The sequence below is a fragment of the Salinibacterium xinjiangense genome, from assembly GCF_014645015.1.
Lineage (GTDB): Bacteria > Actinomycetota > Actinomycetes > Actinomycetales > Microbacteriaceae > Rhodoglobus > Rhodoglobus xinjiangensis.
This window is the reverse complement of record NZ_BMLC01000003.1, coordinates 71,735-96,385: the sequence shown is the minus strand read 5'-3', so window position 1 is coordinate 96,385 and position 24,651 is coordinate 71,735. Positions and strand designations below refer to the sequence as shown.

Below are 24,651 nucleotides of genomic sequence, written 5' to 3'. Positions count from 1 at the left end.
GCTTTCGATAGCCGATGGTCAGAAGGCTGGGAGGGGCCGTGTCGGCCGGATCATGACGAGTGTTCGTGCTGGTGTCAGCGTGGGCGTGCCGAGGTTCGGGTTCGGCACGCCCACAGCTGAGCGGCTACTGCTGGTCGAGCGTGACGTTCAGGCCGGAGAGGGTCACGGAGCCGAGCTTCGTGGTGTTCTCGACGGTGGTCGCCAATGCGTTCTTGGGGAACTCGATCACGACGGAGACAACGACGGTGCGGGCGGTCACGCCTGCGGTGCCGGGGGTGATGATGTAAGTGCCGGCAACCGCACCAGCGGTGACGCCCGTGCCGATGGCGGTGATGCCAGCCGTCTTGGTCAGGTAGGCGGCGAGCGCCGTGCTGGCTGCGGTCGGAACGGTGCCAGCGGCAGTAATCGATCCGGCGCCGAGTGCGAGCGTCGCGGTCAGGTTGTCGCCGGTCGCGGTGATCGTGACGCTCTTCGTGTAGGTGAACTTGTCGCCGGGTGACGCCACGAAGGTCGCGATGTTGGTAATGGTGGTTGCGGTTCCCACACCGTTCTTCAACACCGTCCACACGCCGCTCGTGGGTGTGGCGTCGGTGACGACCAGGTTGCCGGCGGTGATCGTGCCACCGGTGATGCCGACCGAGTCGTTCCAGTACGCGAAGGTACCGGCGCCACCCATGAGCAGTGCAACACCAGCGGCCGTTGCCACTGCACCCTTGACGAGCTTGTTCATTGTGTTTCCTTTCGAGGGCGCCACAAACGGCACCAGGTGTTGGTGTGAGATCGCGCACCAGGTTCCTGGTATGCGGCGGGTTGGTTGATATCCGATGAATTGCCTGCTCTGAGTCAGGCCGAGAATGTTGCCCCAAAACACTGAGCTCTCTTCCCCCCACAAGAAATATATCGGGTGGGCACTAGGGGGGACAAGCTTTGTACCCCACCCAAAACGGGGGACAAATCGTGTCCCCCCTATGACCCACCGAAATGGGCCGGTGTTGCGTTGCCGCTTGCCTGCCGTATTTGCCAGGGACTGACGACTATTCGAGCGTGTGCGCTAACTTCGAAAGGTGGCAAAGACAAAATCTGACAGCGTGGTCTCGCCGGCCACAGACATCCGCACGCCGGCCATCGGCCGCATCCCTATTCGCAATCTCTCACCGCAACAACCCGAGAACCGCTGGGCCGCGAAAAGTTTCGTCGGCGAGGTGGTGCCCTTCACGGCGACAGTGTTCCGCGAGGGTCACGACCTGATCGGGGTGCAGCTGCTGCTGACGGATCCGACCGGCCTCGAGCATGTACACCGCATGGCTCCGATGGCAGCAGGCACCGATGGCTGGACAGTGGATGCCCAGCTCACTTCTCCCGGAACATGGACGTGGCGCATCCGAGCGTTCACCGACGACTGGCAGACCTGGCAACACAATGCCGAGCTGAAGATCCCGGCGGGAGTGGATGTTGACCTCATGTTCACCATGGCGGACCGGCTGCTCGCCCGCGCGGGATCGAAGAGAATCTTCACCAACGCTCGCCAGTCGCTGAAAAACAGCACCCTCTCCCCCGAGGGCCGACTCGCTGCCGTCACCGATCCCGCCATCGTGACAGCCATCAACGCGAAGCCGCTGACCAGCCTCGACACTGTGAGCGAGGTGCTTTCCCTCCGGGTGGAGCGTGCCAGGGCCGCGGTCGGCAGCTGGTACGAGTTCTTTCCCCGCAGCGAGGGCGCAAAGAAGGCAAAGAATGGCTCGTGGGTGTCTGGTACTTTTCGCACCGCCGCGAAGCGACTGCCGGGGGTGGCGGCCATGGGCTTCGACGTGCTCTACCTGCCGCCCATCCACCCCATCGGTGTCACCAACCGCAAGGGCCCGAACAACACGCTCGACGCCGGGCCCGAAGATCCCGGCTCGCCCTGGGCGATCGGCGCTACCTCAGGGGGGCACGACGCCATCCACCCCGACCTGGGAACCGTCAAGGACTTCACGTTCTTCCTGGGCGCCGCGAGGAAGGTCGGACTCGAGGTAGGGATCGACCTCGCGCTCCAGTGCTCACCTGACCACCCCTGGGTCACCGAGCATCCCGAGTGGTTCACGACCCTCCCCGACGGCACGATCGCGTACGCCGAGAACCCTCCGAAGAAGTACCAGGACATTTATCCCGTGAACTTCGACAACGATCCGGAAGGTATCCGAGTCGAGGTACTCCGCATCGTCGAATACTGGATCTCGCTCGGCGTGCACATCTTCCGCGTCGACAATCCGCACACGAAACCGCTGGCGTTCTGGGAATGGCTGCTGGGCGTCATCTACGACCGTCACCCCGAGGTCGTCTTCCTCGCCGAGGCGTTCACTCGTCCGGCCATGATGCGCGGCCTGGCCGGTGCCGGTTTCCAGCAGTCGTACACCTACTTCACGTGGCGCAACACGAAAGTCGAGCTGGAGGAATACTTCGAGGAGCTGTCACGGGAATCCGCGGACTACTTCCGCCCCAACCTCTTTGTCAATACTCCCGACATCCTCACCGAATACCTCCAGTTCGGCGGTCGAGGCGCCTACAAGGTGCGTGCGGCGCTGGCGGCGACCGCATCACCATCCTGGGGCGTATACGCGGGTTACGAACTCGTCGAGAACGTGGCTCGACCCGGCAGCGAAGAGAACCTCGATAACGAGAAGTACGAGTACAAGCAGCGCGACTGGGCTGCCGCCGACGCGACAGGCACGACCCTGGCGCCCTACCTCACCCGGCTCAACCTGATCAGGGCGGCGCATCCGTCACTCAGGCAGCTGCGCAACCTCGATGTGCAGTGGACAGACGATGAGTCGATCATCGCGTACTCGAAGTTCCTGCCCGCCAGGTTCACCGGTTCCGGCTCCCCTGACGGGCTGATCATCGTCGCCAACCTCGATTCCCACGCCGTGCGGGAGACCGTGGTGCACCTTGACCTGACCCGCCTCGGCCTCGCACCGGATGATCGCATCCACGTCGTCGACCTCATCACCGGCGACACCTTCACCTGGGGCCGCGACAACTACGTGCGCCTCGATCCATTCACCCAGCCTGTGCATATCCTGCGCGTCGTGTACCCGAAAGGAAACTAATGGCTGACACCACCAGTCCCGCTCTTCCCGAGCTTCACCCCGGACTCATCGCCTCGATCGCCAGCGGAAGCCACCCGCAGCCTCACGACACCCTGGGCCAGCACGCCGTGGGGGATGGATTTGTGATCCGCGCCCTGCGCCCGCTCGCCTCCACTGTCGCTGCGGTGCGTGGTGACGGATCGCGAGTCGAGCTCGACCACGTCGCCGATGGGCTCTGGCAGGGTTACGCTGCGGGAGCCGGACTGGCGTACCACGTCGAAGCAAGCTATGACGGTGCACCGGCCTGGTCAGCTGACGACCCATACCGTTTCGTCTCGTCGGTCGGCGAGATGGACCTGTATCTCTGGGCCGAAGGTCGACACGAGCAGCTGTGGCAGGTATTGGGTGCCCATTTCCGCCCGCATGAAGGCGTGGACGGAACGAGCTTCTCAGTGTGGGCTCCCCACGCGAAGGCGGTCCGCGTGGTCGGTGACTTCAACTCCTGGAACGGTGTCGGGCACTCCATGCGCCGTCTCGACGACAACGGCGTATGGGAGATATTCGTCCCAGCCCTGCAGCCCGGAAACACCTATAAGTTCGAGCTGCTGACCCAGCAGGGAGAGTGGGTCACCCGGGCCGACCCGATGGCACGTTACACCGAGGTGTCGCCCGCCACCGGCTCGAAGGTCGGCCAGAGCCGGTTCGAATGGGCAGACGACTCGTGGATGTCACGACGCGCGTCCACCGACACGCAGAACGCTCCCATGAGCGTGTACGAGCTGCACGTGGGATCGTGGCGTCCGGGGCTCGACTATCGCAGCCTCGCCATCGAGCTCATCGACTACGTGACCCAGCTCGGTTTCACCCACGTCGAATTCATGCCGCTGGCGGAGCATCCATTCGGCGGATCCTGGGGTTACCAGGTGACCGGCTACTACGCGCCCACCAGCAGGTTCGGGCATCCTGACGACCTGAAGTACCTCATCGACTGCCTGCACCAGGCCGGCATCGGCGTGATCATGGACTGGGTCCCCGGCCACTTCCCGAAAGACGAGTGGGCGCTCGCGAAATTCGACGGCGAATCCCTGTATGAGCACAGCGACCCCCGCCGCGGTGAGCAGATGGACTGGGGCACGCTGATCTTCAACTTCGGCGACTCGCAGGTGCGCAATTTCCTGGTCGCCAACGCCCTGTACTGGCTCGAAGAGTTCCACATCGACGGCCTGCGGGTCGATGCGGTCGCATCCATGCTCTATCTCGACTACTCCCGCGAAGAAGGCCAGTGGTTGCCGAACCAGTACGGCGGCCGTGAGAACCTCGAGGCGATCGCATTCCTGCAGGAGGTCAACGCCACGGCCTACAAGCGCAACCCCGGCATCATCATGATCGCCGAGGAGTCGACATCGTGGCCCGGCGTCACGAAGCCGACCACCTCATCCGGTCTCGGTTATGGCATGAAATGGAACATGGGGTGGATGAACGACACCCTGCGGTACATGCAGGAAGACCCGATCAACCGCTCGTACCACCACAATCTGCTGACCTTCGGGCTCGTCTACGCGTTCAGCGAGAGCTTCCTGCTGCCGATCAGCCACGACGAGGTCGTGCATGGCAAGGGATCGCTGCTTCACAAGATGCCCGGCGACCACTGGCAGAAACTCGCCAACCTGCGCGTCTACCTCGCGTTCATGTGGGCGCATCCCGGCAAGCAGCTGCTGTTCATGGGCAGCGAGTTCGGGCAGCCGTCGGAATGGAGCGAGGAGCGCGGTCTCGACTGGTGGATCCTCGACCAGCCGATGCACCAGGGGATGCAGAAGCTGGTCGCCGGCCTTAACCACACGTACACCGCGAGCCCGGCGCTCTGGGAACAGGACAATGACGCCGCCGGGTTCGAGTGGCTCGACGGCGGCAACTCGCTACAGAACGTGGTCGCGTTCGTGCGCTGGTCACGCTCGGGCGAGCCGCTCGTCGCGATCTTCAACTTCGGCGGCAATCCCGTCGGCCCGTACCGCATAGGGCTGCCGTTCTCCGGAACGTGGGACGAGGTCATCAACACCGATGCCGAGGATTTCGGTGGATCAGGTGTCGGCAACTTCGGCTCGGTGCAGGCCCTCGATGAGCCGTTCCAGGGGCGACCGGCCTCGGTCGAACTCACCATTCCGCCCCTCGGCGGCCTCTGGCTGAAGCCACGCCGCTAGCTCAGCGCTGGCCGTCGCCCGGTCCGGCGGCGCCGGGCTGATCATGACGTGGCTGGTCGCGTGCGTCAGCCTCGTCGGCCAGGCGGCGCGCCAACTGCGAGCCTGCGGGCACGATCAACATTCCGCTGATCAGGGAGCGACGGATTCCGTTACCCGGCGAAATGTCTCTCTCCCGGATCACCTCGTCCGTGCGATAATCACGCAACTCGACTCCGTCGAAGTCGTACAGGGTCGAGAATCCGGCGGCTTTCTCCGCGGCGACCGAGGCCGTCTGGTTGCGCCCTACATGCCATAGCACCGCTGTGGTGGCGATCACGATGATGACCGTGACCACGCCGAGCAGTTGGCCGGTGAGCACCCTCGATGCACCAAGGACGAGAACCAGGATCAAGGCCGCGAGGGCGACGAGCAGCACGAGCCGGCGCCGCAGCTCCCAGCGACCCGCAGACACGAGATTTCCGGTCACAGGATCAGTACAGCAGCAGGGTCAGTCGCCGGCGAGCAGCGCCGACGCGCTCATCATCGGGACCAGCAATCTCGAAGAAGTCCAGGATCCGGGCGCGCACCCGGTTCTTGCCAGCGGCATCGAGGCTCGGGAAGAGGTCGAGCAGCCTCGCGAACGCGTCCTCCAGATGACCGCCGGAGACGTCGAGGTCGGCCACAGCCAGTTGCGCATCGACGTCATCCGGAGCAGCAGCCGCGGCAGCGCGCACCGTATCGGCGATAGTGCTGTCCAGCCGCGCCAGCAGCGATACCTGTGCAAGGCCGGCCACCGCGAGGCTGTCGCGCGGATTCTGCACGATAGCCGTCTCGTATTCCCTGATCGCCGTCGCGAAATCACCGATGGCGATCGCATCGTAGGCCTCCTGGTGGTGGGGAGGCAGCGGCTCTTCGACCGGCTCGGCATCGACACCGGCGTCGGTATCGACCGGAATCGACCCCGTGACGTTGTTCTGCGCCGCAAGCTGCAAAACCTGGTCCATGACCTCGCGCAACTCAGGATCCGTCAGCGTGCCGGTGAACAGTTGCACCGGGCGACCGCCGACGACCGCCGCGACGGTGGGAACCTGCTGCACCTGAAACGCCTGCGCGAGCTGGGGGTTGGTCGTCGCATCCACAGTCACCAGCACCAGGCGACCGCCGTATTGCGGCACGAACGTGGTCAGCGCGGCCTCGACACCCTGGCCATAGAACTCTACGATCACGGGAACGGTTGAGGAAAGTTCCAGCACTTGCGTGAACGTCGAGTCGGTCGACGACCTCACCACGCCCCCACCGGTGGGAGCCGGCGATCCGGCTGCTCCCGGGGCAGTGGCCGCAGGTCTTACGAGCGACGAGAGGTCGACAGCTCCCCGGATGTTGGCTCCGCTTATAGGTGTGTTGGTCATTGGATCTCCCCAGCCTTGACGAGCCCCTGCGTATATCCGAGCAGCACGATCTTGCCGCCGCTGCCGGCCGGTGGGACGTAGAACAGCAACTGGTCGCCATACGTGGCGACCACTCCCTTGGAACTGACGGCGAGGCCCGAAAGCGCCTTCACCTGGCCCGAGGTGTTCACCGCCGCGCCCTCCTCGATCGGAGCAACGGTCGTGGTCTCGTTCAGATTCACGGCGATCAAAGCACCAGCGTCATTCGTACCGAGCGAGATCGCCTCGGCCTCGCCGATGCCGCTGCCGAAAGTGACGCTTGCGGTGGTGGGTAGCGCAGCGCGCACCGATGCCTTATAAGCCGGACCAACCGCGGTGCGGAGGCTGTCGCCCTGCGGGTCGAAGTCGAGGTACGCCTCGCTGTTGACATCCTTGTCCAGGATGTCGGCGTACGCGAGAGCAATCTCGGTGGGGGTCAACCTGAGCACGGGGTTGTCGGGCAACAGGCGGTCTGCCCCGACGTCTGCCTGGGCGACATCCGGAATCTTCTGCGACGGCTCGAGAGTGACGGCGTACTTGACCTTGTACGGGTCGCGCGCGTCATCCTGCTCGAGGAAGAGGGCGATCGACGGCACAGTGTCGTCAGTATCATCCTGGATTACGGCGAAGACTGTTCGCGGCCAGGTATCGGTCCGCTGTGGCAGGGTCAGCTTCACCGGACCGGCGGGAATCACCGGCAAAGCGGCCAGCGTGGGGTCGGCGGTCGTGATCGCGTAATTCGCTGTGCGGATCTCGAGGGCGGCGCCAGCGAACCGCGTCGCCAGTAGCGCTGGGTCTTTCGCCTTGTCCGCCGCCGCCACGACCTTCGAGACGTCAGCGATGATGCGCTCGGCCTGCGACACCGTGATGGCTGGCGGGTCGGCTACTGCGGCTTCGGCTCCGCCGGTCGTCGCTGACGCACTAGGAGTCGGCCGGCTGGTCGCGACGCCCGCGGAGAAGGGCCCGGAAGTGCATCCGCTCAGCACCAGTGCGCCGATGAGCATCACCGGTGCCGCAACCATGCCCCGGCCGATCGCTCGACGCCCGACGGCGGGCTTGGCGATGGACCTGCGGGGCAGTTTGTAGCGAGGCTTGCGTGGAAGTTTTGGCATTTTCAGTGGTTTGCGTCGCGGGCCACGCAGCTTGCGCATGTGGGTGATCGCCCAAAGGAGGAAGGCGAGACCGAGCAGCAGCGCGAGGGCACCACCCACGATCAGCGGCCCGGAGAACGGTGTCGCGTTGTCGAGCGGCCACGCGACGCTCACGGTGCCCGCGGCTGGTTCGATGCCATCGGACACGACCACGAAGGAGAAATCGGAGGGGACGCTCACGCGGAGGGCGAGCTGCTGCTGACTCGAGTACTCGTTGAGCCAGAGGTCGGAACCGGTGGGGTCAGGCACCTCAGAATCGGTACCTCGAACGAGCGTGTCCGTCAGTTCCATCGATTCCGGGTCGAAGCCGATCTCGTTGTGGGTCGCATCTCCGACCCACGCGACGACATCGGTCGTGCGACCGTACGCTGCAAAGATCGTGTCTGCGCCAGAGATAGTCAACGACTGGTTGCCCGCGTAGGCGTTGAGTGCGGTTCCATCGACGACTGTGACGGCAGAGTCGGTCGACACCGAGGTCGACAACACCGCCTGGTCAGGCTCGGCGAAGATAGTGCGCTGTGCGATGCCCGCGCCGATCATGACGGCAGCGAGCACAAAACTGATGATGGCGAGTACAAATCGCACGACTTACTCCTTTCGCACTACTCAGCCAGACAACAGTCGTGACACCCTCCGCCACGGGAAGCGGATGCTCACACTCAGGACGAGAGGAGGGGCCCCCGGTTTCGGGGAATAGTAGCAACAAAGACTTTCAAGATTAGCGGATCGATCCGGGGAGGACTAACCGTTCGTCTGGGAATATGCTGCATGTTTCCGACGCGACAATACGTCAGCATCGAATTTCGAGCGTCCAGCCCCGTCGAGTTCCGTGATTACCAGCACGCTAAACTCGCAGCGTTCCCCACACCTTCCAAGGAGATGTCATGGCTGCTGACGACACCACTTTCGGCACCGAAATGCGCGGATACAAGAAGGAAGAGGTCGACAGGACCCTCCAGCAACTCCGCACCGAACTCATCAGGGCGAACACGGGTCGAAACGACTCAGCGAAAGAGGTAAAACGGCTTCTTGCGGTCAATGAAGACCTGCAGGCCGAACTCGACGAAAGCGGGAGCCCCACCTATGCCGGTCTGGGAACCAAACTCGAGAACACACTGAGGGTCGCCGAGGAGCAGTCGACACGCCTCATCAGCCAGGCCGACATCGACGCCGAGAAGCTGCGCACCACGACAGCAGTCGAAGTAGCCAAGCTCAAGGCAGACGCGCAGCTCGAGAACACAAGGTCGACAGAAGTCGCATCCGAGGCCGCGAAGACGCTGCTCGAGGAGGCACGCGCTGAAGCTGACGCCGTGCTCTCCAGCGCCCGGGTCGATGCCGACGCGATGACGCAGGATGCCATGCGCGAAGCCGGAGCCATCCGCGGCGCTGTCGCCACCGAAGCCGCCGAACTCCGAACCATGTCCAAGCGTGAAGCGGCAGCGCTTCGCGCCCAGGCCGAACACGAGGCAGCGGAGCTGAAGGCCACGGCCAGCAGGGACGCCGCCGAAGCGCGGGAGATCGCAGACCAGCTCACGCGTGATTCCGAACTGGGGCGCGCCACCTTCGAAAACGAGAACGCCACGCTGCGCGCCGACCTCTCTCGCGATATCGAACATGGACGGACGGATCTCGCACGCGAACTCGACACCGGCCGCACCGGGCTCGCGACAGAGATTGCGACAGCGCACGAAGCCTTCGAGAACGAGTCAAGCGCGCAGCACGAAAAGCTGGCGAACGACACGGCCCGCGCCCAGGACCAGTTGCGCATCGACGCCGAAGCAACGCGGGCCGAGTTGGAGGCAGAGACCGAAGCCGCCCGTGCATTTCTCACCGCCGAGACGGAGGCAGCGCAGTCGGCGCTTGCCACGGAAACCGAGATGGCCCGTGCCGCGCTGGAAACCGACACCGCGAACACTCGCGCCACACTCGAGGCGGAGACAGCGACGGCTCGTGCTGCGCTGGAGACCGAGACATCCACGGCCTGGGCTGCTCTCGAGGCTGATACTACGGCCGCTCGCGGTGCCCTCGACGCTGACACTGCGTCGGCACGGGTGAGCTTCGAAGCCGAAAACAGGGCCGCCCAGAACACACTGGTGAAGAATACGGCGACCGCACACACAACCCTTGAGGCCGACACCGCGGAGAAATTGGCGAGCCTGACTGCCGAGATCGTCGAACAACGCGCAGCCCTCGAAGCGGAGATCTCCGGAGCCCGCGCGTCGCTCAAGCACGACATCGAGAAGCAGCGGACCGATGTCGCGCGCGATATCGAACGCCAGCGTGCCGAACTTGCGAGCGAGGCCGAGTCGACGAGCGCAGCCCTTGCCCACGAGACAGACGAGGCCAGGTCGACGCTCGCCACCGAGACTGAGCAGGCGCGCATCGACCACGAGCTCGACATGACCGCACGTCGCGATCTGGCTGAGAAAGAGTTCCTGCAGAAGCACCAGGAGGCCAGCAGCCAGACCCAGAAGTATCTCGACGAGGCGCAGGCCCAACTCGCCGACCTCATCCGGCAAACCGACACGAAGCGCCAGCAGGCCAGCTCTCTCGACTCGACCTCGAAGGCCACCGCCAAGAAGACGCGGGACGCCGCAGCGGCCAGTGCCAGGGACGTGCTCGAGAATGCCGAGGCACGCGCAGCGGCCATGATGGACGACGCCGAAAAACGCAGCTCGCAACTGGTGTCTGAAGCAGAAGAGCGACTCGCCAAGATTATGCTCGAGCGTGACACGGTTGCCGGTTACCTCGAGAACCTGCGCGGTGTGCTGCAGCAGGCAGAGAAGATGTCTGCCAACTAAGTCTCGACCTACGACAGCAGACTCGTCGCCGAACACTGAGGACCGCCGTGAAGATCCATAACCCATTCCTTTTCGGCTTACTCGGTGGACTCGGTGTGCTCGTCGCGATCGCCATCGGCGCAACAATCGGTTCACTTGCGACGATCCTGACCTATATCGGAGCGGCTCTCTTCCTCGCACTGGGTCTCGATCCGCTCGTCACCTGGCTCGAGAAGAAGAAATTCCCGCGTCCGATCGCGATAGCCACGGTTCTGGTAGCCGTGCTGGGCGTCTTCACCGGGCTTGTGTTCGCGATCATCCCTGTCGTCACTGAACAGGTCCAGACCGCGATCAGGGCCACCCCCGGCCTCATCAACGCGTTCATCGATGGCACACTGCGCGACAACATCGAGAAGGCTGTGCCGTGGTTCGACGTGCAGGGAGCTCTCGACGGACTTCAGGGCTGGCTCGGGACGCTGGATTTCACCTCCATCGGCGGTGGTGTCCTCAGCGTCGGAATCGGCATCGCGACAGGGGTGACAGGAACGATCATCGTGCTGATCCTGACGATCTATTTCGTGTCGTCGCTCACCAGCCTCAAGCGTGGCCTGTACCAGCTGGTTCCTGCCTCTAGAAGGCCCGGATTCATCGACCTGGCCGAGCAGGTCTCCGCGGCGGTCGGCCGGTTCGTCATCGGCCAGGGTTCGCTTGCCCTCGTCAACGGTGCGCTCTCGTTCATTGTGTTGACGCTGATCTACCCCGCCTTCGGGCTGCCGGTGAAGTATTCGGCGTTGCTGGCCTTCATTGCGTTCCTCGGGTCGCTCATCCCCCTGGTCGGCACCGTTTCGAGTTCGGTGATCATCACCCTTCTGGTGCTGCTGTTCAATGGTCCGCCGAGCGTAATCGCCGTCGGCATCTATTATGTGGTCTATATGCAGGTCGAGGCATACGTGCTCAATCCGCGGATCATGGCCCAGGCAGTCAGGATCCCCGGGGCTATCGTCGTGATTGCTGCACTTGCGGGTGGGACGCTACTGGGTATTCTCGGTGCGCTCATCGCCATCCCTGTCGCGGCAGCGATCATGCTGGTGATCAACCAGGTCTTCGTACCGCGGCAGAACGACCTCTGACCGGGATCTACAAGTTCCAGGTCATCGGCAGCGGAAGCACTCCGGGGTTCAGCCTCGCGACGATCTCCGACAGAACACGGCTGGTCTGTTCTTCCCCGACCCACAGGTGCCTTCCTCCGTCGACGTTGACGAGTTCCAGTTCGGGGATTGCCGCGAAAGCGACGGCAGCCTCGGCCGGCCGTAGAAAGTCATCGAACTCCGGGATGAGTGCGACCATCGTCGCGCTCGACCCCGCCCATGCTGCGAGTTCGGCCGGGGTCGTGGTGCGCAGAGGCGGCGACAGCAGGATGACCCCGATCACCGGATAGTCGCGACCGTGCGCAAGCACGACATCCGTGCCGAATGACCACCCGAGCAGCCACGGATTCGGCAGCCCGCGCGCGGTGATAAAGGCCATGGCCGCCTTGAGGTCCAGGCCCTCATCCACGCCCTGGCCGAACTCACCGTCGGACGTTCCCCGCGGTGACGTGACCCCGCGGAAGTTGAACCTGAGCACGGCGATATCGGCCAGCGCTGGGAGGCGAGCTGCAGCCTTGCGCAGAATGTGCGAGTCCATGAAGCCGCCAGCCGTGGGAAGCGGATGCAGCGTCACGAGCGTGGCGACGGGCTCGGCGTGCAGCGGCAGCGCCAACTCCCCCACCAGCGTGAGGCCGTCGCTCGTGTGCAGCTCCACATCCTCGCGGTGCGCAGGAAGCTCGATGCCACCGCGGATTTTGACCGGGTCAGGATTCCCAGCCCGCACCATCTCGTCGCTCATGACTTCAACTTCCAGCAGTGCAGGTGCCAGTGGCGGCGGGCGGCGAGATCGTTCACTTCGCCCATGATTCCATCGGCGCGCCAGGTGACAGTGTGCGCAACGCCGACGCCGATCTCCAAACCGCAACCGGGGCACACGTAGGTTTTCGTGGCGCCGACACCAGACAGTGGCTGCACGTTCCAGGCACCATCACGTTTGTCCTGGATGTGCCGCATGCCTGCGAGAGCCCGGGAGAGATCCGGTTCGTCGTCAGCTCCACCCGAACGGCGACCGCGCGGGCGATTGGAACGTGGCATCCCTCCACTGTATGCCAGCCCCACGTGACGTCGTTCACGGCACAGAGCGGACACGCCGTCGGTGGTTAGTACCACCCGTTGATCTCGGAGTGTTCCCAGGCACCACAGGGAGTGCTGTAGCGACTCGTGATGTAGCTGAGGCCCCATGAGATCTGGGTCGCGGGGTTGGTGGCCCAGTCGGCACCGGCCGACGCCATCTTGTCACCAGGAAGCGACTGCGGGATCCCGTACGCACCACTCGACTCATTGAACGCATAGACGTTCCAGCCTGATTCGCGGTTCCAGAGTGCCACGAGGCAGCTGTACTGGTCGTCGCCCATGCCCATCGAGGCGAGGATGCCCTGCGCGATGGCCTGCGCACTGCCCGGGTCGGGCACGCCCGCTGCTGGAGCGGCGGATGCCGAGGCCGCTTCGACCACGACCGGGGGCGCGACGACGACGACGGGATCGGTGATCGAGAATGCGTCGCGACCTGCCACCGACACCGCCACCGCAGCCGCAGTCACCGACTGGGACTGGGCGACGCGCACGTCCGCAGGAGCGACGATCGAACCGAATTCGACACCCGACGCAGCGGCGGCCGATGACACAGACGGCGGGGCGAGACTGACGGCGATGAACGCGAAACTGGCGAGCGTCGCGAAGATGGGAAGCGACCAGGCAGCCCGCCTGTGCCGTCCTGAGACGTCTCCGCCAGCGCTCTTCAACTGTGCGCGGAGTTCGTCAACTCGAGAATGTCTACTCACGATTACAGGATTTTAGCCCAAAAAGCTGGGAAGTCGTACTCGGGGTCACTTGACCGCCAGCATGACGTCGATGACGGAATCCAGCAGGAGGTCGACCTGCTGCTCGTTGTACCCTCTTTTGACCGTCCGGAAGACCACGGTACGGACGTGTTCGACGCTGAGAGTCTTGCCGTGCTGGAAGTAGCCGACCATGCGTTCAGCGAACGCATCTACGTCGACGGGGTGGTAGCCGCTGGTGAACGGACCTACTCTCGAGAACTTATGTCCATCTTCTCGCGCGAGCCTGTCGAGGATGGTCTGGGCCGAGCTTCGTGCCTTGGCGTACCAGGCGGCGTCACCTTCGCTGGCAACGACCCGCTCCCTCTCGCGTGACGCGAACGCTTCCTCCAATCGCTCCAGCGCTGCATCGACATGGGTGGTCGAGTATCCACCTTTCTGCATCGCGAATGCCATGATCCGGATGTTATCTGCGCCCAGCACGTTCGGCTGGTCAACTGCAGCCGTATATGCGCGCCGCGCCTCCTCGAGAAAGTCTTCGACCTGGTCGACGTTGTATCCGAGTTTTGACTTACGGATCCGGGGAAATGTTGTGCTCACCCCTACATTGTGCCGGAGAAGCTTCCGCTACACCTGACGACAGACCTAGGTGAAAATCAGGAACAGCGCGTACGCGGCAGCTCCAGACAACAACGACGAGTCGACGCGGTCAAGAAAACCACCGTGCCCGGGCAACCAGGTGCTGATGTCTTTGATGCCCAGGTCGCGCTTGATCAGCGATTCCGCAAGGTCACCGCCGGTCGCCGTGACGACGAGCACCCCTCCGAGGATGAGACCCACCCACCATGGTTGGTCGAGCATGAAGATGGCGGTCAGGATGCCGGCGACAACTGCCGCGGCGACCGAGCCCGCAAAGCCCTCCCAAGTCTTCTTCGGGCTGATCGTCGGCGCCATCGGATGCTTCCCGAAGGTCAATCCCGTCGCATAAGCCCCGACGTCGACGGAGACGACCACGATGAGGAAGGCGAGTGTCCAGACCTGTCCGCCATCCTGGGCCGTCAACAGCACGGTGAATCCCGCCATGAAGGCGATGTACATCATGATGAACACGCCGGCGCCGAGGTCGAGCAGCACCTCGCGCGGCGAGGTACGCGCCGCTGGCCTCGCCAGCTCAGCAAGCCGCCATGCGACGATGAGCCCGATGCCGGCCAGGGTCACGAGCCAGTGGCCCGTGGCGAGCCAGTAGAAGGCTGCCGGCACGACCGCCAGGGCCGCGATGAGTGCAGGGACCCGAGGCACGCGCCTACCGGCGAATCGCAGGGCGCTCGCCAGCTCCCAGGCGGTGAACCCCACGAGCGCACCGGCGAAGACCATGAAAAGCTCTTTGACGATCAGCAGACTGGCGAGCAGTGCGAGGCCGAGCAGCAGGCCAACGACGATCGCGCGGACGAGCGGCCTGCCGGTTCGCGCGTTGATCTTGTCGTTGGTAGCGCGAACCTGCGCCTCGAAGTCACTCGCCATCAGACCTCGAGCAGCTCAGCTTCCTTGCGCTTGAGTGCGTCGTCGATCGCGTCGACATGCTGCTTGGTGGCGGCTTCGAGCTCTTTCTCGGCGCGAGCGATCTCGTCGTCACCGACCTCCTTGAGATTATCGAGGTCATCCTTCGCCTTGCGCCGGATGTTTCGGAGGCTCACTCGAGCCTGCTCGGCCTTATCTCGCACGATCTTGACGAACTCACGCCGACGCTCCTCGTTGAGCTCGGGCAGGGTCGCTCGGATGACGTTGCCATCGTTGCCGACACTGGCACCGAGGTTGGATGCGCCGACAATGGCCCTCTCGATGTCTTTGAGCGCACTCTTGTCGTACGGGGTGATGAGGAGCGTGCGAGCCTCCTGGTTGACCATCGAGGCCAGCTGCGCGAGAGGCGTCGGCGTGCCGTAGTAGTCGACAAGCACCCTTTGGAACAGCGCCGGATTCGCCCGACCCGTTCGCACGGTGCCGAAGTCGTCTTTTGCGGCTTCAAGAGCCTTTTGCATCTTCTCTTTGGCTTCTGCCAAAACGTCGCTGATCACGGCAACTCCTTTGCGTCTCGCTCAAGTTTAGAGGGAGAGCACCCCTGGGCCTGCCAGCCGGTTGGCCGGCACGGGTGATGGACTAATTGGAGACGAGGGTACCGATGCGATCGCCTCGGATCGCCTTCGTCAGGTTGCCAGCTGGCTCCATGCCGAACACGACCATCGGCATCGAATTGTCCATGCAAAGACTGAAGGCTGTGGAATCGACGACCTTGAGACCCTGCACGAGTGCCTGCTGGTAAGTGAGCTCGTCGATTCGCCTGGCTTGCGGATTACTGCGGGGGTCGGAGTCGTAGACACCGTCGACTCCGTTCTTCGCGACAAGTACGACCTTCGCATCGATCTCAAGAGCACGCTGGGCGGCAACGGTGTCAGTGGAGAAATAAGGAAGGCCCGCACCGGCACCGAAAATGACTACCCGACCCTTTTCGAGGTGCCGCTCGGCCCTGCGCGGGATGTACGGCTCTGCGACCTGCGTCATCGAGATGGCCGACTGCACGCGGGTGGCAGCGCCGGCCTGCTCCAGGAAGTCCTGGAGTGCGAGGGCGTTCATCACCGTGCCGAGCATGCCCATGTAGTCAGCGCGGCCGCGATCCATTCCCCGCTGGCTGAGTTCGGCCCCTCGGAAGAAATTTCCACCACCGACCACGATCGCGATCTCGACATCGGATGACGCCGCGGCGATCTCTTTCGCGAGGGAGGAGACCACGTCAGGGTTGACCCCGAGGGAACCACCGCCGAAGGCCTCGCCCGATAGCTTGAGAAGTATTCGGCGCTTGCGACCGTCGGTCATGGTTCTCCTTCGTGGGGGGTTCGATGAGGCGGCGTTGACTCGGGAGCGGGTTCATACAGGTTATCCCGACCGGCCTGCGCCCGGACAGATCTCGAGCCTGCCCCGACGACCGCCGGATGGGCGACGCGGGACAGGCTCGGAGATACGGGAATCGCGGTCGTGGGTATCTAGGCGCCGACCTTGAATCGGGCGAAGCCTGTCACGCCGATCTTCGCGTCGGTGAGAACCCTGCTGATCGTGAGCTTGTTGTCACGCGCATAGTCCTGTTCGAGCAGGGCGACCTGCTTGAGGTAGGCGTTCACGCGACCCTCGACGATCTTCGGAAGTGCGGCCTCTGGCTTACCCTCGCCGCGGCTGATCTCCTCGACGATGCGACGCTCGTTCTCGACGTCAGCAGCCGGGATGTCGTCGCGGGTCAGGTACTGCGGGTCTGCGAACGAGATGTGCTGCGCGATACTGCGGGCGGTCTCCGCATCGTCGCCGGTGTACGACAGCACGACGCCGACCTGCGGAGGCAGGTCTTTGTTCGTACGGTGCAGGTACACCGAGAACTTATCGCCCGGAATACGAACGACACGACGCAGTTCAACCTTCTCGCCCAGGATGGCGGCCTCGTCGTCGATAACTGCCGCGAGGCTCTTACCATCGGAGTGGACGGCCAGAGCAGCCTCGAGGGTCTCAGCACCAGAGTCGGCGAGAGCCTGGAGCACGACGTTGCCCAGCGCAACGAACTTGTCGCTCTTGGCGACGAAGTCGGTCTCGCAGGCGAGCTCGATCATGGTCGTCGCGGTTGCACTCTCGACGGCAGCGATGAGGCCTTCGCTCGTGGAACGATCTGCACGCTTCGCGTTGCCCTTCGCACCCTTGAGTCGCAGGATCTCGACAGCCTTTTCGAAGTCACCCTCGGCTTCGACGAGAGCGTTCTTAGTGTCGACCATGCCGGTGCCGAGTCGCTCGCGCAGGGCTTTGATGTCAGCGAGACTAACGTCTGCCATTGTTCTTCCTCACTTGTTGGTCTGGCGCTGTCGATAATCGACAGCGCCGAAGATTACTTTGCGGCTGCGGGCTTCCGGGGAGCGGCCTTGGCTGCCGTCTTCTCGTCAGCGGGGGCCTTCTCGGCGTCGGTCGCCTCGGCTTCGATCTTCGCCTCGGTTACCTCATCGGACTCGACGTGGTGCTCGGCAACGATGGTCTCGTCAGCGACGGCCTCGTGCTCAGCAGCGACAGCGTCAGCGTCGTTCTCCTCGACTGGAACCGCAGCGGCGACAACCTCGGCGACCGCTTCGGAGTCTGCGCTGGTCGACTCGACGCGACCATCAGCGGCCTCGATCTTCTCGGCCTCGGTGGACGGGGTCTCCGACGACGCGAGCAGTTCAGCTTCCCAGGCGGCCAGCGGCTCGACCTCAGCGCCGTCTTCGGGCTTCTGGTGGCGCTGGATGAGCCCCTCAGCGGCTGCATCCGCAATGATGCGGGTCAGCAGGCCGACCGAGCGGATGGCGTCATCGTTGCCCGGGATCGGGTACTGGACGTCATCCGGGTCGCAGTTGGTGTCCAGAATGGCGATGACGGGGATGTTGAGCTTGTGCGCCTCGTCGATCGCGAGGTGCTCCTTCTTGGTGTCGACGATCCAGACAGCCGATGGGGTCTTCGTCAGGTTGCGGATACCACCGAGGCTCTTCTGGAGCTTGATGAGCTCGCGCTTCTGGATGAGCAGCTCTTTTTTCGTGAAACCACGCGTGGTGTCGTCGAAGTCGACCTCTTCGAGCTCCTTCATGCGTGCAAGGCGCTTGGAGACCGTCTGGAAGTTGGTGAGGAGCCCACCGAGCCAGCGCTGGTTGACGTAGGGCTGGCCGACACGCTGTGCCTGCTCGGCGATGGAGCCCTGGGCCTGCTTCTTGGTACCGACGAAAAGGATGGTGCCGCCGTGGGCGACGGTTTCCTTGACGTAGTCGTAGGTCGCATCGATGTGCTTCAGCGACTGCTGGAGGTCGATGATGTGGCTTCCCGAACGCTCGGTCAGGATGAAGCGCTTCATCTTCGGGTTCCACCGACGGGTCTGGTGTCCAAAGTGAACGCCGCTGTCGAGCAGCTGGCGAATGGTGACAACGGCCATGACCGTGCTCCTTCTCGGCACGCCACTTTTCAGCAGCCTCGTGCCATTTCTCAGTTTTTCCCGCTACCGGTCGGTGCGGAACCTGGTGCCCGGGCACACACCCGCCTGTTTCCAGGACTGAATGGATGTGTTTGCCGAAGGTGTTCTGTTCCGTTTACCGGGCGAACACGGGCACGCGTAGTCACTCGGGTTGCGCCGAGTGCTTCGAAAAGGATAGCACCGCTCCCCCACCGTGCGCGCTACAGCGTTCTCCTCACGGATGCGACGACGAACGATCGGGAACGTTCCACCGCGACAATGATGGGCGGATGCTCCGATCCATCGTCGCCATCGCGCTCATGCTACTCGTGCCGGCGTCTGCGGCTCCCGCCGCACCCAGACCAAGCTGGGACTGGCCGGTAGACCCGCCCAGGGTGCTGGTGCGCCAGTTCATCGCGCCGATGACCGCCTATTCCAGCGGACATCGGGGAGTCGACCTCGCCACGGCAAGTGGCAGTGTCTACGCACCGGCCGATGGTGTCGTGCACTTCGCCGGTGTGGTCGTCGACCGCCCCGTGCTGTCGATCAGGCACACCGGCGGCCTTATCTCGAGCTACGAACCGGTCGAGACCACACTGCACAAGGGCGCCACCGTCGCTCGAGGTGACGTCATCGGCACGGTGCCTACTGACCCGGCGCTGCCCGGCCACTGCTCCCATGCCTGCCTGCACTTCGGAGTCCGGCGAGACGGCGAGTACGTGTCTCCGCTGCTCTACCTCGGCGGGATCGAACCCTCAGTGCTGCTCCCGACGAGGCGGTGAGTGTGCCAGCGTGCCGGGCGACTCGGCCACCAGAACCCCGCGTCGGCGATAACGGCGAGCGTTGGCACGCTGACCGTCCTGACCGGCGGACTGTCCAAAAGCGTGCCGATACCTACGATGATCCCGATCTCAGTGAGGGTGATCAGGGGCAGGGCACGGATCATTCCCACTCTCCTGCCGTATTCGACAGCCTCCTCCGCTTTCCGAGCGCCCCGCCTCAGGCGCGGGGATGAGCGATGCGGTAACTCTCCTTGAGCCGCTCGGTCGACACGTGGGTATACAGCTGCGTCGTGCCGAGACTGGTGTGCCCAAGCATCTCCTGCACGGCCCTGAGATCTGCTCCCCCATCGAGAAGATGGGTGGCAGCCGTATGGCGCAGGGTGTGCGGCCCGGCGGGACCGGATCCGGGAACCGACTCGAGCAGGGCCGACACCAGACCGTACACACTGCGGTTACCCAGTCGTCCACCGCGGGCGCCGACGAACAGTGCGGCGGATGCCGAGGCATCCACTGCCAGCCCTCCCACTACGAGCGCGGGCCTGCCGAGTCGCAGGTAGGCCTGGATCGCGTCGCGCGCCGGCACGCCGAACGGCACAACCCGTTCCTTCGAGCCCTTTCCGAGAACCCGGACGGTGAGCCGCCCCTGGTCCACATCCCCGATCGCGAGCCCGGTTAGTTCGCTGACGCGGAGAGCCGATGCATATAACAGCTCGATAATCGCGAGGTCGCGAAGCGCCGCCGGATCGTCGGAGCGGGCGCGATGTGCGACCGTACCGAGGATCGAATCCATCTGGTCACGATTGAGCACTCTGGGCAGGTGGTGGTCGGACTTGGGCGCCTTCAGTCGTGCTGCGGCATCCGACGCGACGGCATCGGTGCGCGCCAGCCAGGCGGTGAGGCTTCGAGCTGATGCGGCCCGCCTGGCGAGGGTCGCGCGGGACAGCCCATCCTGTGCTGACCGCCAGAGCCAGTCGCGCAGCAGGTCGAGGTCGAGGTCATCACCGTCGATGGCACCGCGTTCCGCGGCGAATGCCGTGAGCTGCACGAGGTCTGACCGGTATGACCGCACGGTGTGTTCACTGAATCCGCGATCGACGGCCAGGTGTTCGATGAACTTCTCGACGGTGAGTGCGAGGGTCATGCCTGTCCCGAACTCTCCTCTTCGGCCACGTTGAAGGTCGAGTTCTTCGAGGAGAACGCCTCGAGGCGCTCCTCGGCCGTCATGGCCTCGAGCTGCGCCAATGCGGAGGCCGGGAAACCGGAGACCTCTGGCGTGTCACCGACGGGGATGATGGAATGCACGATTTGCTCGTCATAGACATGCACCACGTTGACGGACTGGCCGAAGTCGACCCCGGAGAGCAGGCTGTCTTCGGCGCTGAGGTCGAGGGTGTAGCAGGTCGCGGAGGCGACGGACACGGGGATTCCGGCGAACGTGCTGTGGGTGGAGTAGTGCAGATGCCCGGCGAGGATCGCTCGAACATCGGATCCCCTGAGCACCTCGGCGAGCCGTGGCTGGTCACGCAGCTCGAGCATGCCCATCGCTTCGAGCATCGGCGTGGGGATCGGCGGGTGATGGATGGCGAGAATGCTGCCGTGCTTCGCGGGGCTCGCCAGCACGTCAGCCAACCAGTCGAGCTGGTCGTCGGTGATCTCCCCGTGGTGGTATCCCGGGACCGTGGTGTCGAAGGAGATGATGCGGAGCCCGTTGACGTCGTACACGCGGTCCTGCGGCGCCTCGGATTCTTCATCGAACAGTTGTCGCGAGTATTCGATGCGTTCGTCGTGGTTGCCCATGACCCAGATCAGTTGCGCGCCCATGCGGGCAGCAGCCGGTTCAACGATCTCTCTCAAACGCTCGTAAGCGTCCGGCTCTCCCAGGTCGGCGAGGTCGCCGGTGAACACGATGGCCTGGGGTTTGGCGCTCGATCGTTCGAGCTGGGCCATCGCTTGCGCGAGGTGTTCGATGGTGTCGACCTGGCCGTACAGCGGACGCCCGCCGCCGAGGAGGTGGGTATCGCTGACGTGCGCGATGACATGGGATGCGACAGGATACTGACCGAGTTGGATCACCCGCCCAGACTATTCTGACAGGGGTCGATTCCAGCGCCGGTCTAACCCGATGCGCGTGACTGCCGTGGTTTCTGTGCGGGTTCGGCGCGTTTGGTCCACCCCCGCTCTGCCTCACGCACGGCCCCGTCGAGAAGCATCCGACCGAGCTCCGCGCGCACGTCCCCGATCGAGAGCCCTGATCTCGTCGCGATGTCACCCGCTTCGCGTGGGGATCGGGCGCTGAGTGCATCGACAACCCGTGCGGTGGTGGGGTTGCTGCTGGCCGAGTCGGTGTCATCTCGAGCATCGACGGGCTGTTCGGCGGGCTGTTCGGCTGGCATCCGGGACTGGCCGCTGAGTGGGGCGAGTTCGGCCATCTCGTCTGCGGAGGTGACGCAGGTCACCAGAGACTCGCGAATCAGCTTGTGACACCCGTCCGAAGCCGCACTGGTGACCGGACCCGGTACGGCGCCCACGGGTCTCGACAGGCTGAGGGCGTGGTGTGCGGTATTGAGCGATCCTGAACGCCAGCCTGCTTCGATGACGATCGTGGCGAGGCTTGCGGCGGCGATCAGCCTGTTGCGCTGCAGGAATCTCCAGCGGGTGGGCTGTGATCCGCACGGTAGTTCGGAGATCACCATCCCGTGGTCGACGATCCTGCCCAACAGCGCGTCATGGCCGCTGGGATAGAAGCGGTCTACCCCGCCGGCGAGGAATGCCACGGTCATGCCGTGGCTGGCCAGCGCCGCCCGGTGGGCCATCCCGTCGATTCCATAGGCAGCGCCTGAGACGATCGCATACCCTCGATCCACGAGCCCGGCCGCCGCCTCCATCGTGACGTGTTCCCCATATCCTGTGGCAGCCCTCGCACCCACGAGCGAAATCGATCGATGAAAGGTCTCGAGGGCGTGCTCGGTGCCCCTGGTCCACAGTGCAAGCGGGGCGAAATGCCCGAGATCGTCGAGCGAGGTGGGCCAGGACTCGTCGCTGGGTACTCGAAGTCGGGCGCCGAAGCGTGCGGCCTGGCGAAGGGCCACGATGGTGGGGCCGGACTCGAGCCGAGGCATCCATCGCGCCAGCGCCTTCTCGATGTCATCGGCCATGATGTTGGTCGACCTGAGCCTGTCGAGGAATACCTCGGGAGTCCACCGGTCGATGACCGCAGTCAGGGCCGTCGGCGCGCCCAGCATCGCGACGACCTCCCCTGCGACGCCGTCTCCGGGCTCTGAGATTCCGCTCCAGGCCGCTCGGGCGAATCTCTCCTCGATCTCGCTGCGGTCGAGGTCGGAGCCCGCCACAGTCCTCACCAGCTCGGCGACCTCCGCTTCTTTCAAACCGAACATGTTCAACTCGAGATCGCCCTCCTCAGGAACAGCGCCTGTCCGACGTGCGCGGCGGTAGGTGCCGTCGCGCCGTCGAGGTCGCAGATGGTCCACGCGAGCCGCAGAATGCGGTCATACCCACGCATGGTGATTCCGCCGCGTTCGAGCGCGCGGTCGATCGATGTCGTCGTAGAGAGCCCGAGCCGTGTCGACGGACCGCGAAGCCACGTTCCCGGAACCTCCGAGTTCAACGACCACGGTGTGCGAACCAGCCGATCAGCGGCGACCGCCCGGGCATCCACGACCCTCGCTCGGGCTTCGGCACTCGACGTGTGCGAGCCATCGGCAGACACCCTCAACTGTGCAGCCGTGATGCGCTGCACCCTGAACTGGATGTCGATACGGTCGAGCAGCGGACCGGAAAGCCGGCCGACATACTTCCGGCGGGAGTTGGGCGGGCAGGTGCACTCCGAGTCCCGAGCCCCATACTGGCCGCAAGGACAGGGGTTTGCCGCCATGACGAGCTGGAAACGACCGGGGAAATGGGCCACTGCGTTGGCACGATGGATGCTGATTACTCCGGATTCGAGCGGCTGGCGCAACGCGTCAAGCACCGACGGAGAAAACTCGGGCGCTTCATCGAGAAAAAGCACGCCGTGGGATGCCCGCGCCGCGGCTCCCGGGCGGATCTGCCCGCTGCCGCCACCCACGAGGGCTGCCGCGGTCGCCGTGTGGTGTGGACTCTCGAGCGGCGGCCTGCGGGATAGCGACCCGCCGACCGGCAGCCCACACAGCGAGCGGATCGAGCTCACCTCCAGCGCCGCCTCGGAGTCGAGATCGGGCAAAAGCCCCGGCAGCCGCGAAGCGAGCATCGTCTTGCCTGCTCCAGGTGGGCCGAGGAGGAAAACGTGGTGGCCGCCGGCGGCAGCGACGATCATGGCTTCGACCGCGTCGGTGTTGCCCGCGACATCCGCCAGGTCTCCTGCGTCGTCGCTGCGGTCAGGCACCACCGGGCGCAGGATCGCGTCGACCGGCTCGGGCTGGAACTCGCCGCCGTGCCAGATCGCGGCGTCCCTCAGCGATGCGACGGGAACGATCCTGACGCCTGGCACGAGGGAGGCTTCGTCTGCGTTGCCGGTCGCGACCATCACCGTGGTGAATCCCGCGCGCGATGCCGCCAGCACACACGGCAGGATGCCGTCGATCGGCCGCAGTCGCCCGTCGAGACCCAGTTCGCCGAGATGCAGCACGCTGTCAATCGACTCCACCCTGACCGTGCCCGCTGCTGCGAGTGCAGCGAGAGCGATCGCGAGGTCGAAGCCTGAGCCGTGCTTCGGAAGTGCGGCAGGCGAGAGGTTGACGGTGATCTTGCGGTTGGGCAGCCCGCATCCTGAATTGGTCGCCGCTGCGCGTACGCGATCTTTTGCTTCGCCGAGCGCCGCATCCGGCAGGCCGATCAGCACGAAGGCCGGGAGGTTGCTCGAGATGTCTGCCTCGATCTCGACCACGGCCCCGCGCAGACCGAGCAGCGACACCGACCAGGTGCGACCGATCGTCATCGGTGTCTCCAGAACATCAGAACACCCGCTCGAGATGCTCGACTTCGACCTCACCGACGGCAGGCATGATGATGCCGACCGCGTCGATTCTGATGCTGTTATGACTGCCGGGGTGGGCTTCGCACCAGGCGGCCGCGAGCCGCCGGAGCCTCGCGAGCTTGCTGGCCGTGATTGCTTCGAGGGGATGCCCGAATGCGACGCTCGACCGGGTCTTCACTTCGACGAAGACGAGTTCGTGGCCGTCTTGTGCCACGAGATCGATCTCGCCCTGGGGGCACCGCCAGTTGCGGTCGACGATGCACAGCCCCGCGAGTTCGAGGTATCTCGCGGCGACCGCCTCACCGCGAACACCCAGTGCATCTTTTGCTGCCATGCCTCGAGAGTGGCCGAGCGTGCGGCCACCGGGGT

23 protein-coding genes are annotated in these 24,651 nt (G+C 64.4%); 5 read left to right on the top strand and 18 right to left on the bottom strand.

Annotated elements, in window-relative coordinates; translation table 11 throughout:
• Window positions 1-124: 124 nt before the first annotated feature.
• Window positions 125-730, bottom strand: a complete 606-nt coding sequence (locus tag IEW81_RS10560; RefSeq protein ID WP_097061369.1) for an alternate-type signal peptide domain-containing protein — start codon at window positions 728-730, stop codon at window positions 125-127.
• 379 nt (window positions 731-1,109) lie between these two features.
• On the opposite strand from IEW81_RS10560, the gene IEW81_RS10555 reads away from it, so the two are divergent.
• Together IEW81_RS10555 and glgB are read left to right on the top strand one after the other, a co-directional pair.
• The gene (locus IEW81_RS10555) at window positions 1,110-3,089 is read left to right on the top strand and encodes an alpha-1,4-glucan--maltose-1-phosphate maltosyltransferase (protein WP_373285397.1); all 1,980 of its coding nucleotides are present in this window, start codon (window positions 1,110-1,112) and stop codon (window positions 3,087-3,089) included.
• Window positions 3,089-5,266, top strand: coding sequence for a 1,4-alpha-glucan branching protein GlgB (gene glgB / locus IEW81_RS10550; RefSeq protein WP_097061370.1), 2,178 nt, complete (start codon window positions 3,089-3,091; stop codon window positions 5,264-5,266). Before IEW81_RS10555 ends, glgB begins: the two co-directional genes overlap by 1 nt.
• A 1-nt stretch (window position 5,267) precedes the next feature.
• Here the strand turns inward: glgB and IEW81_RS10545 are convergent, their stop codons facing one another.
• From IEW81_RS10545 to IEW81_RS10535, 3 genes are read right to left on the bottom strand one after another with little or no spacing between them, the layout of a single operon-like run.
• Window positions 5,268-5,732 carry a hypothetical protein gene (locus tag IEW81_RS10545; RefSeq protein ID WP_143544714.1) on the bottom strand — a complete coding sequence of 155 codons (465 nt, stop codon included), beginning with the start codon at window positions 5,730-5,732 and terminating at the stop codon, window positions 5,268-5,270.
• A 4-nt stretch (window positions 5,733-5,736) separates the two neighbouring features.
• Window positions 5,737-6,654: a co-chaperone YbbN gene (locus IEW81_RS10540; protein ID WP_097061372.1), complete on the bottom strand. Its 918-nt coding sequence runs from the start codon at window positions 6,652-6,654 to the stop codon at window positions 5,737-5,739.
• Entirely contained in the window at window positions 6,651-8,408 is a 1,758-nt protein-coding gene (locus IEW81_RS10535) for a DUF8094 domain-containing protein (protein WP_218840041.1), read from the bottom strand. Before IEW81_RS10535 ends, IEW81_RS10540 begins: the two co-directional genes overlap by 4 nt.
• 299 nt (window positions 8,409-8,707) lie before the next feature.
• On the opposite strand from IEW81_RS10535, the gene IEW81_RS10530 reads away from it, so the two are divergent.
• Together IEW81_RS10530 and IEW81_RS10525 are read left to right on the top strand one after the other, a co-directional pair.
• Window positions 8,708-10,624, top strand: coding sequence for a coiled-coil domain-containing protein (locus IEW81_RS10530; RefSeq protein WP_097061373.1), 1,917 nt, complete (start codon window positions 8,708-8,710; stop codon window positions 10,622-10,624).
• Window positions 10,625-10,671: 47 nt separating this feature from the next.
• Entirely contained in the window at window positions 10,672-11,733 is a 1,062-nt protein-coding gene (locus IEW81_RS10525; RefSeq protein WP_097061374.1) for an AI-2E family transporter, read from the top strand.
• A 7-nt stretch (window positions 11,734-11,740) separates the two neighbouring features.
• On the opposite strand, the gene IEW81_RS10520 is transcribed toward IEW81_RS10525, so the two are convergent.
• The 9 genes from IEW81_RS10520 to rpsB all read right to left on the bottom strand — a co-directional run bounded on the left by IEW81_RS10520 (window position 11,741) and on the right by rpsB (window position 18,510).
• Complete coding sequence (locus IEW81_RS10520) at window positions 11,741-12,490, bottom strand: alpha/beta hydrolase (RefSeq protein WP_097061375.1); 750 nt, start codon at window positions 12,488-12,490, stop codon at window positions 11,741-11,743.
• Window positions 12,487-12,786 carry an Rv1322 family protein gene (locus IEW81_RS10515; protein WP_097061376.1) on the bottom strand — a complete coding sequence of 100 codons (300 nt, stop codon included), beginning with the start codon at window positions 12,784-12,786 and terminating at the stop codon, window positions 12,487-12,489. Before IEW81_RS10515 ends, IEW81_RS10520 begins: the two co-directional genes overlap by 4 nt.
• 65 nt (window positions 12,787-12,851) lie before the next feature.
• Window positions 12,852-13,532, bottom strand: a complete 681-nt coding sequence (locus IEW81_RS14700) for an aggregation-promoting factor C-terminal-like domain-containing protein (protein ID WP_308421901.1) — start codon at window positions 13,530-13,532, stop codon at window positions 12,852-12,854.
• Window positions 13,533-13,577: 45 nt separating this feature from the next.
• Complete coding sequence (locus IEW81_RS10505; RefSeq protein WP_097061377.1) at window positions 13,578-14,129, bottom strand: DivIVA domain-containing protein; 552 nt, start codon at window positions 14,127-14,129, stop codon at window positions 13,578-13,580.
• A gap of 45 nt (window positions 14,130-14,174) precedes the next feature.
• The gene (locus IEW81_RS10500) at window positions 14,175-15,050 is read right to left on the bottom strand and encodes a phosphatidate cytidylyltransferase (RefSeq protein ID WP_097061378.1); all 876 of its coding nucleotides are present in this window, start codon (window positions 15,048-15,050) and stop codon (window positions 14,175-14,177) included.
• Entirely contained in the window at window positions 15,050-15,601 is a 552-nt protein-coding gene (gene frr / locus IEW81_RS10495; protein ID WP_097061379.1) for a ribosome recycling factor, read from the bottom strand. The genes IEW81_RS10500 and frr overlap by 1 nt, the downstream gene beginning before the upstream one ends.
• A gap of 82 nt (window positions 15,602-15,683) precedes the next feature.
• A complete protein-coding gene (pyrH, locus tag IEW81_RS10490; RefSeq protein WP_097061380.1) occupies window positions 15,684-16,397 on the bottom strand; it encodes a UMP kinase in 714 nt (237 codons plus the stop codon).
• 167 nt (window positions 16,398-16,564) lie between these two features.
• Window positions 16,565-17,392 (bottom strand): translation elongation factor Ts, encoded by an 828-nt coding sequence (tsf, locus tag IEW81_RS10485; protein WP_097061381.1) that lies wholly within the window; start codon window positions 17,390-17,392, stop codon window positions 16,565-16,567.
• A gap of 53 nt (window positions 17,393-17,445) precedes the next feature.
• Complete coding sequence (rpsB, locus tag IEW81_RS10480) at window positions 17,446-18,510, bottom strand: 30S ribosomal protein S2 (protein WP_097061382.1); 1,065 nt, start codon at window positions 18,508-18,510, stop codon at window positions 17,446-17,448.
• A 308-nt stretch (window positions 18,511-18,818) separates the two neighbouring features.
• On the opposite strand from rpsB, the gene IEW81_RS10475 reads away from it, so the two are divergent.
• Complete coding sequence (locus IEW81_RS10475; protein ID WP_097061383.1) at window positions 18,819-19,310, top strand: M23 family metallopeptidase; 492 nt, start codon at window positions 18,819-18,821, stop codon at window positions 19,308-19,310.
• Between the two features lie 217 nt (window positions 19,311-19,527).
• Here IEW81_RS10475 and IEW81_RS10470 read toward each other — a convergent pair whose 3' ends face one another.
• From IEW81_RS10470 to IEW81_RS10450, 5 genes are read right to left on the bottom strand one after another with little or no spacing between them, the layout of a single operon-like run.
• Entirely contained in the window at window positions 19,528-20,451 is a 924-nt protein-coding gene (locus tag IEW81_RS10470; protein WP_097061385.1) for a tyrosine recombinase XerC, read from the bottom strand.
• Window positions 20,448-21,383: a phosphodiesterase gene (locus IEW81_RS10465; RefSeq protein ID WP_097061386.1), complete on the bottom strand. Its 936-nt coding sequence runs from the start codon at window positions 21,381-21,383 to the stop codon at window positions 20,448-20,450. Before IEW81_RS10465 ends, IEW81_RS10470 begins: the two co-directional genes overlap by 4 nt.
• A gap of 41 nt (window positions 21,384-21,424) precedes the next feature.
• Window positions 21,425-22,705 (bottom strand): DNA-processing protein DprA, encoded by a 1,281-nt coding sequence (gene dprA / locus IEW81_RS10460; protein ID WP_218840042.1) that lies wholly within the window; start codon window positions 22,703-22,705, stop codon window positions 21,425-21,427.
• 2 nt (window positions 22,706-22,707) lie between these two features.
• Window positions 22,708-24,243: a YifB family Mg chelatase-like AAA ATPase gene (locus tag IEW81_RS10455; protein WP_097061388.1), complete on the bottom strand. Its 1,536-nt coding sequence runs from the start codon at window positions 24,241-24,243 to the stop codon at window positions 22,708-22,710.
• Between the two features lie 16 nt (window positions 24,244-24,259).
• Window positions 24,260-24,616 (bottom strand): YraN family protein, encoded by a 357-nt coding sequence (locus tag IEW81_RS10450; RefSeq protein WP_097061389.1) that lies wholly within the window; start codon window positions 24,614-24,616, stop codon window positions 24,260-24,262.
• Window positions 24,617-24,651 lie beyond the last annotated feature (35 nt).